This window comes from Actinokineospora enzanensis DSM 44649, assembly GCF_000374445.1.
Lineage (GTDB): Bacteria > Actinomycetota > Actinomycetes > Mycobacteriales > Pseudonocardiaceae > Actinokineospora > Actinokineospora enzanensis.
Genome location: NZ_KB894411.1, coordinates 127,107 through 141,028, shown reverse-complemented (window position 1 = coordinate 141,028; position 13,922 = coordinate 127,107). Strand labels below are relative to the sequence as shown.

At 72.6% G+C, this 13,922-nt stretch carries 13 protein-coding genes; all 13 read left to right on the top strand.

Annotation, left to right across the window (positions count from 1 at the left end; genetic code table 11):
* Nucleotides 1–46 precede the first annotated feature (46 nt).
* The 13 genes from C503_RS0113730 to C503_RS0113670 all read left to right on the top strand — a co-directional run bounded on the left by C503_RS0113730 (nt 47) and on the right by C503_RS0113670 (nt 13,914).
* On the top strand, nt 47–1,768 hold the full coding sequence (locus tag C503_RS0113730) for a type VII secretion-associated protein (protein WP_018682791.1): 1,722 nt from the start codon (nt 47–49) through the stop codon (nt 1,766–1,768).
* 16 nt (nt 1,769–1,784) lie between these two features.
* Nucleotides 1,785–2,033, top strand: a complete 249-nt coding sequence (locus C503_RS0113725) for a hypothetical protein (RefSeq protein ID WP_018682790.1) — start codon at nt 1,785–1,787, stop codon at nt 2,031–2,033.
* Between the two features lie 218 nt (nt 2,034–2,251).
* Nucleotides 2,252–2,560: a WXG100 family type VII secretion target gene (locus C503_RS0113720; protein WP_018682789.1), complete on the top strand. Its 309-nt coding sequence runs from the start codon at nt 2,252–2,254 to the stop codon at nt 2,558–2,560.
* Between the two features lie 59 nt (nt 2,561–2,619).
* Complete coding sequence (locus C503_RS0113715; protein WP_018682788.1) at nt 2,620–2,916, top strand: WXG100 family type VII secretion target; 297 nt, start codon at nt 2,620–2,622, stop codon at nt 2,914–2,916.
* A 100-nt stretch (nt 2,917–3,016) separates the two neighbouring features.
* Entirely contained in the window at nt 3,017–5,866 is a 2,850-nt protein-coding gene (locus tag C503_RS43295) for an AfsR/SARP family transcriptional regulator (protein ID WP_084477084.1), read from the top strand.
* 192 nt (nt 5,867–6,058) lie between these two features.
* On the top strand, nt 6,059–6,502 hold the full coding sequence (gene rplM / locus C503_RS0113705) for a 50S ribosomal protein L13 (RefSeq protein WP_018682786.1): 444 nt from the start codon (nt 6,059–6,061) through the stop codon (nt 6,500–6,502).
* A 176-nt stretch (nt 6,503–6,678) separates the two neighbouring features.
* On the top strand, nt 6,679–7,116 hold the full coding sequence (gene rpsI / locus C503_RS0113700; RefSeq protein WP_051114818.1) for a 30S ribosomal protein S9: 438 nt from the start codon (nt 6,679–6,681) through the stop codon (nt 7,114–7,116).
* A 208-nt stretch (nt 7,117–7,324) separates the two neighbouring features.
* Nucleotides 7,325–8,659 carry a phosphoglucosamine mutase gene (gene glmM / locus C503_RS0113695; RefSeq protein ID WP_018682784.1) on the top strand — a complete coding sequence of 445 codons (1,335 nt, stop codon included), beginning with the start codon at nt 7,325–7,327 and terminating at the stop codon, nt 8,657–8,659.
* 51 nt (nt 8,660–8,710) lie between these two features.
* Entirely contained in the window at nt 8,711–9,013 is a 303-nt protein-coding gene (locus tag C503_RS0113690; RefSeq protein ID WP_018682783.1) for a hypothetical protein, read from the top strand.
* Between the two features lie 191 nt (nt 9,014–9,204).
* Complete coding sequence (locus C503_RS0113685; protein WP_018682782.1) at nt 9,205–9,936, top strand: PIG-L deacetylase family protein; 732 nt, start codon at nt 9,205–9,207, stop codon at nt 9,934–9,936.
* Nucleotides 9,937–9,997: 61 nt separating this feature from the next.
* Nucleotides 9,998–11,008, top strand: a complete 1,011-nt coding sequence (locus C503_RS0113680) for a hypothetical protein (protein ID WP_018682781.1) — start codon at nt 9,998–10,000, stop codon at nt 11,006–11,008.
* Nucleotides 11,009–11,275: 267 nt separating this feature from the next.
* Nucleotides 11,276–12,292, top strand: a complete 1,017-nt coding sequence (locus C503_RS0113675; RefSeq protein WP_018682780.1) for a hypothetical protein — start codon at nt 11,276–11,278, stop codon at nt 12,290–12,292.
* Nucleotides 12,293–12,549: 257 nt separating this feature from the next.
* Entirely contained in the window at nt 12,550–13,914 is a 1,365-nt protein-coding gene (locus C503_RS0113670; protein ID WP_026316275.1) for a serine/threonine-protein kinase, read from the top strand.
* The last annotated feature ends 8 nt before the right edge of the window (nt 13,915–13,922 follow it).

Sequence of the window (13,922 nt, the reverse complement as noted above, 5' to 3'; positions counted from 1 at the left end):
TTGCGCACCAACTACCCTGACCAGGCCAACCCCACCAGGAGGTGCCATGTCCCTACGAGCAGCCATCGACTTCGGCACCTCCAGCACCTGCATAGCCATCTCGCGTGACCTGCACGACCCCCAGGTCGTAGTGGTGGACGGCAACCCCCTCCTCTCGTCCGCCATCTACGCCGCCCTGGACGGCACCCTCTTCGTAGGCCAGGAGGCAGACCGACAAGCGGCCCTGGACCCCTCCCGCTACGAACCCCACCCCAAACGCCGCATCGACGAGTCCGAACTGCTGCTCGGCAACACCGTCATCCCGGTGAGCGCGATCTTCCGAGCAGTCCTACAACGAGCAACTGACGAAGCAAGACGGGTAACCGGCAATTCCCAGATAGACCAACTGGTCCTCACCCACCCCGCCGACTGGGGCGGCTTCCGCACCCAAACCCTGCGCCAGGCGGCAACCGGTCTGAGCCCCCGCGTCATCCTGATCCCGGAACCGGTGGCCGCCGCCGTCCATCACGCGGCCACTTTCCCCGGCCCGCCGGGAAGAACCCTCGCCATCCTCGACCTTGGCGGCGGGACGACCGACGTCAGCGTCGTCCGCACCGAGGCCACCGGCATGTTCACCATCCTGTCCACCAAGGGAAACCCGTCCTTCGGCGGCGCGGACGTCGACCAGCTGCTGTTGGACCACCTGGGCGCCACGGTGGGCGGGAAAGACCCGGAGGCCTGGCGCGCACTCCTCGAAGGCCGCGACATCACCGACCGCCGCCGCAGGCGTGTCCTGCACCAGGATGTCCGCAGCGCCAAGGAAACCCTCTCCCGCCACAACTACGCCGACATCCCGCTGCCGTCCCCGTTCCCGGACGCCCACGTCACCCGCCCGGACCTGGAACGGATCATCACCGGCCCGATCGCCACCGCCGCCGACCTCACCCTCGCCGCGATCTCCGCGGCGGGCCTGGCACCCCGGCAGCTCGCGGGCGTCTTCCTGGTCGGCGGCTCCAGCCGCATTCCCCTGGTCGCCCAGGTCGTCGCCGACCGGACCGGCATCGTCCCGGTCACCCTCGACCAGCCGGAGACCGTCGTCGCCAGGGGCGCCCTCCGCGCCGTCAGCCCCACCACCGGCGTCGACCACACCGGCCTGCTCACCGGCTCCCGCCCGGCCACTCGACCATCGGGCCCACCCCCGGTCGGCACCGCGTTCCCCACCGTCACCCCGGCCGTCCCGGTCCCGGTCATCCCACCCAAGCCGAACAGGCGCCGCCGCTGGCTCGGTATCGCGGGCGTGACGCTGGTCGCGGCCATCGCCGCCGTCCTGATCATCGTGCTGGGCCGGGACGACCCCGCCCAGACCATCGCCCGCTACGAGTACCGCTTCACCCTCCCCGCCGACTGGACCCAGACCGGCGGCAACCCCGGCCTCATGCGTACCGACCTCAAGCCGACCGGCGCGGAACGCGGCGACGACCAGATCCTCGTCCAGGAACGCGAACTGAGCTTCGACAGCACCGCCGACCGCGCCCGCGCCGTCGACCGCCTTCGCGACGACTACACCCAGGGCGGCGACGTCTTCTCCGAGTTCGACGACAAGGCCAGCTTCGCCGGCCGCGACGTCATCCACTACCGCGAACGGGCGAGCAACGCGACCGTCGACTGGTACGTCCTGTTGAGCGGCAGGTACCAGGTCAGCATCGGTTGCCAGTACACCCCCGACGGCCTGGACCGGGTGCGGCAGGCTTGTGCCGCGGTCGTGCGCTCTATGGTCGTCTCGGGTTGATCTGCGGAGGTGGACGGTGTCCGGACCGAACCAGGGCTTCAGCGACGCGGTCGCGCGGTTCCGCGCGGACCTGTCGGCGGCCGTCACCCGCGCGCAGCGCGCGTCGGCAGAGGGGCGGGAGACGAGCGCGGCATTCCGCCGGGAGACGCAGCGGCTGGCGCGCAGGCCGGTCCAGGCGGCGGAGCGGGAGTCAGCCGGACCGTCCCCGGCGGATCCCGATGATGAGGACTTCTCGCAGCACCAGATCCTGTTCCACGGCGGCTGACCTGCGGCGATCATTCACCAACGGGAACCGCTCAGCCGCCGGGACCGCCCGGTTCACAGTGCGCTGACCTGCGGGTTCCTCGGCAGACCGTTAACGGGAGCAACTACCTGCGGACAACCGGCACCGAAGTGGAACCGAACCTGGCAGGGTCTTCGTCGTAAGCGGCGTACGAACGAAGAAGGCGTACGACCCACCCACAAGCCAGGGGGTTTCTCCCAATGTCCGGTTACGGAATCACGCCCGAAGAGATGGCGAAGGCCGCGGTTGACGTCGACAACGTCAACGAGGAGAGCCGGAACGCGCTGAGCACGCTGCGTGGCAACCTCGCGCCGCTGCACGACAACTGGAGGGGCCAGGCGTCCGCCGCGTTCGCGACCCTGATGAACCGCTTCGACGAGGACGCCCGCAAGCTGCACGACGCGCTGCAGGGCATCTCCGAGCAGCTGAAGGCCAGCAACCAGGCGTACGTGCGCCAGGAAGAGGAGGCCTCCTCCTCGCTGAGCAACATCACCAACGTCCTCGGCTGAGTCCTTTCCGGACAACTGGTCTTCGCGCCAACCCCAAAGACTTGAACAGGGAGTAAGCAATGCCTAACGGCGACATCATCAAGGTCAATTTCGCCGAGGTCGCCAACGCGGCCCAGTCGATCACCTCCACCTCCTCGCAGCTCGACGGCCTGCTCGGCGACCTCAAGTCGCGGCTGGCCCCGCTGCGCGCCGGTTACTCCGGTGCGGCCGCCGAGGCGTGGGACGCCAAGCAGCGCGAGTGGGACTCCGCCTACGACGACCTGAAGCAGGTCCTCAACTCGATCGGTACCGCCGTGCGTCAGTCCGGCGAGAACTACGAGCAGACCGAGCACGCGAACGCGAGCCGCTGGGCCTGAGCCCGCACTGCCACCGCGGCCCCGGGGGAATCCCCCCGGGGCCGCGGTTTTTCGTTTCCGTGTATCTTGGGCGTACTTCGTACCGACGTGGGGGACGTCGATGGAGAGTATGCGTGGGAATGTCGTTTTCCGGGTGCTCGGCGCGGTTTCCGCGGCGGGGGCCCGCGATCCTCGACAGGTCGCGCTCGCGGCCGTGCTGCTGACCGAGGCGAACCGCCCGGTATCGGTGGCGGTGCTGGTCGAACGCGCCTGGGGGGATCGGCCGCCGGAACGGGTGCGCGGCGCGCTCGCCGACCACTTCGCGGAACTGCGCGCCGTTTTCGCCGCGGCGGGTGCGCGAATAGTCCGCGATCAGGACGGCTATGCCGCGATAGTCGACCCCGGCCAGGTCGACCTGCACCGATTCCGGCTGTTGGTGGCGCGGGCACGCGGATCGGAAGACCGGGAAGCCGCGGTTTTGTACGCGGAGGCATTCGAGTTGTGGCGCGGTCGCGCGTTCGGTGACCTGACCACGCCGTGGTTCGACGGGATGCGCGAACAACTCCGCCAGGAACGGCTCGCGGTCGAGTCGGATCGGGTCGACGTCCGATTGCGGTTGGGCGAACACCGCGAATTGTTGCCGGACCTGTTCGCCCGCGCGGTGCGTTATCCCGCGCATGAGCGGATCATCGGTCAGGTGATGACGGCGCTGTGGTCATCGGGCCGTCGGGACGAGGCGATAGATCAGTTCACGCGCATCGGCCGCGATCTCGGGGTCGAGTCGGGTTCCGCGTTGCGGGCCGTCTTCCACCGCGTGTTGATCTCCGATCCGGACACGCCACCAGCCGCGCCGCGTCTATTACCCGGTAATAACGGGAATTTCCGCGGTCGGCTCGACGAGTTCGTCGAACTGGACCGCGCACGGGTGGGGGACCGGCGCGGCCCCGCCCCGGTCGTGGTGATCACCGGGCCCGCGGGCACGGGCAAGTCCGCGCTCGCCCTGCGCTGGGCGCACCGGATCCGCGGCCAGTACCCGGATGGCGCGCTCCACCTCGACTTCCGCGGCTACGGCCCGTTTCCCCCGGTCACCCCGGCGGCCGCGCTCGCCGGTTTCCTGCGCGTCCTGGGCGTTCCCGGCGACCGGGTGCCCCCGGACTTCGACGAGGCCGCCGCGCTCTATCGCGGCCTGCTCGCGGGCCGCCGGGTGTTGATCCTGGTGGACGGTGTGGCGGATCCCACCTGGGTCCGGCCGCTGCTGCCGGAGGGCGGCGGCAGCCTCGTGGTGGTCACCAGCCGGGACCGGCTGACCAGCCTGGTGACCAAGGATTCCGCGTACCGCCTGGAACTCGGCCCGCTGCTGCCGGACGACGCGCTCGCCCTGCTCGGGGACATGCCCGACGCCGACAAGGTGGCCGCGCGGTGCGGCCACCTCCCGCTCGCCCTGCGCCTTGCCGCCGCCACCGATTCGTCCTTTATGGACGAAGAGCCCGGCCTGTCCGCCGCCTACCACGCCCTGGAAGCCGAGTCCGCCCGCGTCTTCCGCCTGGTCGGCCGGATCCCCGGCCCCGACTTCGGTGTCCCGCTCGCCGCCGCGCTCGCCGGCATCGGCCTCGTCCCGACCCGCCGCGCGCTCGACCGTCTGGTCTGCGCCCGCCTGCTCACCCGCCCGGCCCGCGACCGCTACGGCTGCCCCGACGAGATCCGCCGGTATGCCCACGATCTCGGCGGCGAACCGGATGGCCCGGACGGGGGCACCTGGCACGCACTCCGCGACTGGTACCTCGAACTGTGCGGCGACCGGGTCGGCCGAGTGGACGCCGAACTGCCGGGAGCCGTCGCGGTGGCCACCGCCGCGGTCGAGTCCACCGCCCCCGACATCGCCTGGCGGCTGGCCGAGGCCCTGCGCGGCCACGTCGAGGCGCGCGCCCGGGTCCCCGAGTGGATCGCGCTCGGCACCGCAGGTCTGCAAGCCGCGTTCCGCGCGGGCGACCAGCACGCCGAAGGCCGGATGCTGCTGAGCCTCAGCGCCGCGCACGCCCGCACCGGGGACACCGCGGCCGCGCTGCGCTACGGGACCCGCGCCGTCAAACGCTTCCGCGACCTCGGTGTCCCCGGCGCCGCCCGCGCCGAACCCGAGCACACGGAGGAGGTCCGGGCCCTGCTCGCGCTCGCCGCCGTGCACAGTGACCAAGGCAACGCCCGCCGGTCCCGCGGTTACCTCACCCGCGCCGTCCGCCTGGCCCCGCACGTGAGCCCCGACGCCGCCGCCCGCGCGCGAGCCGACCTCGCCGCGCTCCTGCTCGACCTGGGCGAACCCGCCGCGGCCACCGGACACGCCACCCGCAGCCTCGAACCACCGGACGCCCCGGCAGGCAGCCGTGCCGACGCCCTGAGCGTCCGGGCCGCCGCGCACCGGATCGTCGGCAGCCACCGCGCCGCCCTCGCCGACAGCGCCGCCGCCCTCGCCCTCCGCCCGGACCACCCAGGCGCCGAGGCCGAGCACGCCCGCGCGCTCAGCGCCGTCCACCCCGGCGCCGTAGCGGTTGTCCAGGCCGCCGACCATGCCGAGCGGGCCGTCGCCCTGGCTCGCCGGACCCACCCCCGGGACCTGGTGGTCGCCCTGCTCGCGCTGGGGGAGGTCCGGCTCCGACAGGGCGCCGACGCGCTCGCCTGCCTCGCCGAGGCGCTGGCGGTGGCCCGCGCGTCGGCCGGGCCGGGCCTGCTCGCCCGCGCCCACGTCGGCCTCGCCCGCGCGCTCACCGCCCACGGCGACCCGCGCGGCGCTGTCCACGCCACCCAGGCGCTGCGGCTGGCAAGTGATCTACGGCACAAATACGTGGAGTACGCCGCGCACCTCGCGCTCGCCGACGCCCGCCCGGACGCCGACGGGCACGCGGGCCACACCGTCGTCGCGGGCCGGTTGGCGGCCCGCTGGGGGTACGCTTCGCCTGCTCGGGAGCACCGTCGGTGAGTCGTGGCCGGGGGCCATTTTGACCCTCCATCACCCACCCGGTATCTTCTTACGTTGTTGTGCGGCGCGGGGCGTATAGCTCGGCTGGTCGAACGCGAGTCGAGCCGCGTTGCGCGCCCCTGGACGACCCGGTCGGTCAGGGGTGAGGCCCGCACAGGCACCCATGACGCAAGTTGACGATGAGGTAGACCCGTGCCCACGTACAGCCCTAAGCCCGGCGAGGTCGACCGCGCCTGGCACGTGATCGATGCCGAGGACGTGGTGCTCGGCCGTCTCGCCACGCATGTCGCCACACTGCTGCGCGGCAAGCACAAGCCCACCTACGCCCCCCACGTGGACACCGGTGACTTCGTCATCATCGTCAACGCCGAGAAGGTCGTCCTGACCGGCAAGAAGCGGGACCAGGCGTTCGCCTACCGGCACAGTGGCTACCCGGGCGGTCTGCGCAAGCAGTCGTTCGGCGAGCTGCTCGACACCCGCCCCGACCGGCTGCTGGAGAAGGTCGTCAAGGGCATGCTGCCGAAGAACAAGCTCGGCCGCGCCCAGGGCAAGAAGCTCAAGGTCTACGCGGGCCCCGAGCACCCGCACGCCGCCCAGCAGCCCAAGCCGTTCGAGATTGCGAAGGTCGCCAAGTGAGTCAGGACAGTGCGGACGCTGTGAACCCCGACACCGCCGAGGTCGACGCGGTGGAGACTGACGCGGTGGAGACCGAGGCCGTCGAGACCGAGGCTGCCGACCAGGCGGCTGTCGAGACCGAGGCCGGGGAGACCGAGGCCGTCGAGGCGTTCGACGCCGCGGCCGACCCGGAGGCCGTGCACGAGGACGAGGCGGAGCCCGCCGCGCCCGCGCTGCCGCACCTGACCGCAGAGACCGCGCAGACCGTCGGCCGCCGCAAGGAGGCCGTGGTGCGCGTCCGGATCACCCCGGGCAGCGGCAAGTTCGTGCTGAACGGCCGCTCCCTGGAGGAGTACTTCCCGAACAAGGTCCACCAGCAGCTCATCCGTGAGCCGCTCGTGGTCGTCGAGAAGCCCGAGTCCTTCGACATCCGCGCGAACCTGCACGGCGGCGGCATCACCGGCCAGGCCGGTGCGCTGCGCCTGGCGATCGCCCGCGCGCTGATCGAGCTGGACAGCGAGGACCGCCCGGTCCTGAAGAAGGCAGGCTTCCTGACCCGCGACCCGCGGGCGAAGGAACGCAAGAAGTACGGCCTGAAGAAGGCCCGCAAGGCGCCGCAGTACAGCAAGCGCTGACCTGCTCGGCAGCGCCAGCGCACCACCCCAGCGGGAGCAGCACGTTCACGACGAACAGGCTGCTCTCGCTGGTCCTTTTTCCGGGTCTTGTCCCACCTGCCCCACCCATCCCGGTTACATTTCTCCCTCCCTCCCTCCCACCCACCCAGCCCTGCCTCCCTGCGCCTACCCCGTCCCCAAGCTCGACTCCTCACCGGAGGTCTCGCCCATGGCACGTCTGTTCGGCACGGATGGAGTGCGCGGTCTCGCCAACTCCGAGCTGACCCCGGAGCTGGCCCTGCGGATCGCCGCCGCCGCGGCGCGGGTGCTGGCCGCGCACGACCGCTCGCACCGCCCGGTCGCGGTGGTCGGTCGTGACCCGCGGGCCAGCGGCGAGATGCTGGAGGCCGCCGTGTGCGCTGGCCTGGCCTCGGCGGGCGCGGACGTGCTCAAGGTCGGGGTGCTGCCCACGCCGGGGATCGCGTTCCTGGTGGGCGACCTGGGTGCGGACATGGGCGTGGTGATCTCCGCCTCGCACAACCCGATGCCGGACAACGGCGTGAAGCTGTTCGCCGCGGGCGGGCACAAGCTGTCGGACGAGATCGAGGACGAGATCGAGGCGGATCTGGACAGCACCGCCGAGCGCCCCACCGGCGCCGGGGTGGGCCGGATCTACGAGGTCTCGGACGCCACCGACCGCTACGTGGCGCACCTGCTGACCGCCACCCCGAACCGGCTGGACGGCCTGAAGGTCGTGGTGGACTGCGCGAACGGCGCCGCCTGGGCGACCGCGCCGCGCGCCTACCGCGAGGCGGGCGCCGAGGTGATCGCCATCCACGCGCTGCCGGACGGCGAGAACATCAACGACGGCTGCGGCTCCACCCACCTGGACGCCCTGCGCGCCGCGGTGCTGGCCGAGGGCGCGGACCTGGGCATCGCGCACGACGGCGACGCCGACCGCTGCCTGGCCGTGGACGCCGCGGGCGAGGTCGTCGACGGCGACCAGATCATGGCCGTGCTGGCGCTGGCCATGCGTGACGCGGGCGAGCTGACCGACGACAGCCTCGTGGTCACCGTGATGAGCAACCTGGGCCTGCACGTGGCCATGCGCGACGCGGGTGTGAAGCTGCGCACCACGGCTGTCGGCGACCGCTACGTCCTGGACGAGCTCCGCGCGAGCAGGCTGGCCCTGGGCGGCGAGCAGTCGGGGCACGTGGTGCTGCCGGGCCACGCGACCACCGGGGACGGCCTGCTGGTGGCGATGCGCCTGATGGCCAGGGTCGCGGCTACCGGTCGGTCGTTGGCCGAGCTGGCGGGTGTGATGACCAAGATGCCGCAGGTGCTGGTGAACGTGCGGGTCGCGGACAAGGCGACGGTCGCGGCGTCGACGCTGGTCAGCGCGGCTGTGTCGGCGGTGGAGGCGGAACTGGGCGAGACCGGGCGGGTGCTGCTGCGCCCGTCGGGGACCGAGCAGCTGGTTCGCGTGATGGTGGAGGCACTGAGCCAGGAGGCCGCGCAGACGGCGGCGGATCGACTGGCCGCGGTGGTCGCCACCGCGCAGTGACCGGACCGCGCCGGTCCTCGCGACCGGCACACCGAGTGAGGGGGCGTGCGGATGAAATTCGGACTGATCGAGTTGCTGGTCCTGCTGCTGATCATCGCCGCAGTGGTGACGGTGGTGGTCGTGCGGCGGCGCAAGAACCCGAAGCAGCCGCCGTTCCCACCCGGTCCAGGGCAGTGGCCGCAGCAGCAGTACCCGCCGCTGTACCCACCCCAGCAGTACCCGCAGGCGCCGACCGGGCCGAGGCCCTACCCCCAGCCCGGGGCGCAGTCCTACCCACCGCCCGTCCAGCCGCCGACTCAGCCGCCGGGGCAGTACCCGCCTGCCGGGCCGCCGCAGCAGCCGTGGCAAGGTTGACCGGCCGTGATCAAGCCCGTTGGCAAGATCACCAAGTTCGACCCCGCTGATCGGGCGAATCCGACATACGGACGGCGACGCGTGAACCGAGTGGGGAATCTGGCCTCGCCCTGTTCACGCGAAGGTGTGGTTTAGCGCGCGCAAACCCGCTCAGCAGTACGAACCCGGCCGGTTCGCTTACGCTTCTGCGCGTGATCGGAGTGACCCTCAGCGACGACGTGCGCACGGCTCTGGTGGTCTGCGCGCATCCCGACGATGTCGACTTCGGCGCGGCCGGGACGGTGGCCACCTGGACCGCCGCCGGGATAGCGGTCAGCTACTGCCTGGTCACCTCCGGGGAGGCCAGTGGCGACGGGTCGCACACCGCCGACGAGGTGGCCGCGATCCGGCAGGCCGAGCAGTGGTCGGCGGCGGCCGCGGTCGGGGTCGCGGACCTCTACTTCCTCGGCTATCCGGACGGCGCCGTCGAGCCCACCCTGGCGCTACGCCGGGACATCACCCGGGTGATCCGGAAGGTGCGGCCGGACCGGGTGCTCACCTGGTCCCCGGAGATCAACTGGTCGCATGTGCCGACCGCGCACCCGGACCACCGGGCGACCGGCGCGGCCACCTTCGCCGCGGTCTACCCGGACGCCCGCAACCCGCACGCGCACCCCGAGCTGCTGCGTGACGAGGGCCTGGAGCCGTGGTCGGTGCCCGAGCTGTGGATCGCCGACGCGCCGAAGCATCTGCGCGAGCACGCGGTGGACATCACCGACCAGTTCGACCGGCGGATGGCCGCGCTCGGCGCACACGTCTCCCAGGTGGGGGAGAACCCCGACCTGGCCGAGCGGATGCGTGGCCACTTCGCCGACACCGCCGCCCGCTACGGCCTGCCGCGCGGGCGGCTGGCCGAGGAGTTCCAGATCGTCGACACCCGCTGACCGGCCTGCCGCACCAGGCCGGACGAGCAGCACGCACGGGCAGGACAGGAGCCCCACCAAGATGGTCTTCAGCACCGACACCGAACCGGACGACCCGGGACAGGGCAGGCACCGGGCCGGTCTGCCGCGGCCGCCGCGGGTGCGCCGCCGGGGCGCCCGCGCGCACGCCCGGCCGCTCACCGACGAGGACACGGACGTGCTGCCGGTGATCGGGGCGATGGTGCACGTGGACGGTCCGGCGACCGGCCTGGCCAAGTTCGACCTCGGCACCATCCCGGCCTCGGTGACCCCGCCGCGGTCCTGGCGGCACGCGGCCTGGTTCGCGGTCACCGCGGCGATCCTGGTGGTGGTCGGGCTCGCCTACGCGGCCGTCACGCTGATGTCCGGGCCGCGCAGGCCGGACATGATCGAGGCACTGCCCGGCCTGTCGAACATCCAGCCGCTGCCGATGACCGACCTGCCCGCGGCCGACGCGCCGTCCCTGGCGCCGAAGCCGGGCGAGCCGCGGCCGACCGACCCCGCGCCGGGGAGCCCGGACGACCCGACCGCCAGCCCGACGGCGGCGGTCCCGGCCCCGGGCGACTCGGGCACCGCCCCCGCCGACGCCGACCCGGCCGACACCGGCGACACGCCCGCTGGCCAGGGGGACGCCGTCGCCGTCACCTCGGGCGCGAGCAGGCCGGACCGCCCGGCGGTGGCCGGGCCGTCCGCGCAGACCCCCGCCGCGCGCAGCACCGTGGTCACGCCGATGCTGGTCGTCCCGCCGAACGACGCCACCACCATGGGCGACCGCACCGAGGCGTTCTTCCGGGCCGTGGTGATCGACCCGGGGGCCGCGTTCGACATGACCACCGGCCCGCTGCGGTACGCCGGGCAGGACCAGTTCTGCCGCCGGTTCGCCGACGTGACCCGGATCGACGTGCAGAAGATCGTGATCGACCCGAGCCGGGCGCGCACCCGGTCGATGGTCCGGCTGGTGCACCGGGATGGTTCGGTGAGCTCCGAGGTGCGTGAGCTGACCTTCTCCTACGGCGACGACCCGCGGATCAGCGCGGAGAAAACCGCAAGCTGAATTCCGGGATTCCCTCCGTCGCGTCGGTGCGGAATGATGGGCGAGGTGGGGCCCGGGTGATAGGCCACGTGGCTCCCGTGGTTGGACCGATCGCACCCGACCCGGCGGGTTTCGGTCGGAACCGTGGGTGAGACATTGCTCTTTTCGAGTGAATCTCGAACCCGGCTATCGCCTCGATCGGGTGATAAGCCGAGAAAGAGTGGTGTGAGCACGCGGCAGCACGATGCGAGTTGCCCCGACGAGCGACTCAGGCGGAGGAAAGCGGCAGTGGATCGTCCCTCGACCGGCAGGCGGCGGGTGCGTTCCGGCTCGGTTCGTGTCACCGAGCTGATCAGACGGCAGCCCACGCTCCCGGTCACGCCCGCCCATCCCGACGGCGCCGACGGCCATCCGACGGAATCGATTCCGCGGATCGGGCCCGCGCCGCGCGCGGACACCATGTACCACCGCACCGAGCCGATCCGCAGACTCGCGCACCCGCCGACCGAGGTCACCCGGACGCTGCCGGTCGTGCTCTCCGCGCCGATTGCCGACCCCGACCTGGACGCCGAGCAGGCCGAGGCCGGGTCCGCGGCCGAGCCGGTCGGGTTCGCGCACGACCACGAGCCGCCCTCGCGCACGGCTCAGCTGGCCAAGCTCACCGGTCTGGGCGTGGCCGCCGTCACGCTCTGTGCCGCCGTCGCCGCGGCAGGCATCATCGCCCGGGACCGGAGCGGCGGCCAGGCGGCCGACCGGCCGAGCGTGGAGATCACCGGCGGCCGCGCGCTGCTGCCGCACGAGCTGGACCGCGCGGTCACCACCGCCGCCCTGGACGGCCCGGCCTCCGCCGACATCCTGGTCCAGTCGACCGGCGCCGCCTCCGGCACGCTGGTCCCCGACCAGCAGGCCAGGGCCACCTCCGGCACCCGCCGCGACGGCCGCGACCGGGCCGACAGCGACACCAGCCCGGCGCACTCCGGGCACGTCAGCGAGCGCGGCCTCACCTCAAGCCGGGACCTGGTGCTGGACTACTACCGGCTGGCCGGGACCGAGCCGCGGTCCGCCTTCGACCTGGTGGCAGGCGACCTGCTGGGCACCAGCCTGGGCGAGTTCGTCGGCTCGTGGCGCGTGGTGACCGGCGTGGAGGTGCTCTCGGTGACGGAGCGCTCCGACGGGGTGCTCGCGGTGATCCGGCTGCACCTGCGGGACGGATCACACCTACGGGCGCAACAGTTGCTCAAGGTGAGCAATACCGTGCCGCAACGCATCGTTGGCGCCCAGTTGGTCTCCGCGCAGCTGGACTGAGACCCGACCCTGGTCCGGTTCGCCCCCGATAGGGGGATGGCTGTGACAGTATGTAGCGGCTGCCGTTCCATCCCCGAGCTAGCGGGACGTGCGTTCGTGCGCGCTGAGTGAACGCCTAGCCTGGAGCGGTCGGCCAACCCCGGGGGATGGAGCCCGGCGTCCCGACGCCGGTCCTGGGGAGGGCACCGGTGGCGCACCCGCGCCGATGACGAAAGGGCTCGCGAGGCGCTTCGCGGGCAAGGGAGGTTCCGGTCGGGATGAGCGACGAGGACCGGCTGGTCGCCGGGCGCTACCGGCTGGAGCGACGCATCGGCAGCGGTGCCATGGGCGTGGTGTGGCAGGGCGTCGACGAACGCCTCGGCCGCCCGGTCGCGGTCAAGAAGCTGCTGCTGCCGCCCGGCCTGCCGGAGGACGAGGCCGAGGAGGCGGTGGCCCGCTGCAAGCGCGAGGGCCGGATCGCCGCCCGGCTGCACCACCCGAACGCCATCGCGGTGTTCGACGTGGTGGACGAGGACGGCGTGCCCTGTCTGATCATGGAGTACCTGCCCTCGGTCAGCCTGGCGATCGCGCTGGCCGAGCGCGGCCCGCTGGGTGCGGGCGAGGTGGCCAGGATCGGCTCCCAGGTGGCCGCGGCCCTGGCCGCCGCGCACGCGGTGGGCGTGGTGCACCGGGACATCAAGCCGGGCAACATCCTGCTCGGCGACGACGGCTCGGTGAAGATCACCGACTTCGGCATCTCCCGGGCCACCGACGACGTGACCGTGACCAAGACCGGCCTGATCGCGGGCACCCCCGCGTACCTGGCGCCGGAGGTCGCGGTCGGTCGCGACCCGTCGGCCGCCTCGGACGTGTTCTCGCTTGGGTCGACGCTGTACGCGGCCACCGAGGGCGAGCCGCCGTTCGGGCTCAGCGAGAACACCCTGGGCCTGCTGCACGCGGTCGCCTCCGGCAAGATCAACCCTCCGGCGCGCTCCGGCCCGCTGACCGACGTGCTGGTGGCGCTGCTGGCCGCGGATGTCACCGAGCGGCCGTCCGCGGCCAAGGCCAGGGACATGCTCGGCGCGGTCGCCCGCGGCGAGGACCCGGACGTGCCTGCGGTCACCCCGGCGATCGCCGAGGCGCACACCCGGCTGGTGGCCGCCCCGGCCGCCGACCTGACGACCGCGCTGGTCGGCAGGCAGGGCACGCACCCCGGCCGGTCGAGCACGGGGGTCCGGCCGGTGCCGCCCCCGCCGCTGCCGCCGCGCTCGCGGGTGCCGCTGGTGGTGGCGGGCGTCGGCCTGGCCGCGATCCTGACCGTGGGCGCGTTCCTGATCATCGGACGGGACCACAACGGCACCCAGAACCCGGTGAACACCCCGGTGAACAACGTGCCGACCTCGGCGCCGATCGAGCCGACCACCTCGGAGAGCCGCCGCGAGGTGGAGACGACCAAGACGGTCGCGCCCACCACGACGCCCGCCAAGGCGACCGCGCCGCAGACGACGACCACCACGGCCGAAACGACGACGACCACCACGACGACGTCGAAGCCGACGATGACCACGACCACCACGACCGCGCCGGTGACCACCACCACGACCGGCGGTCCGAGTGCCTCGGTGACGACGCCCCCCCAGTGAGCCAGGAG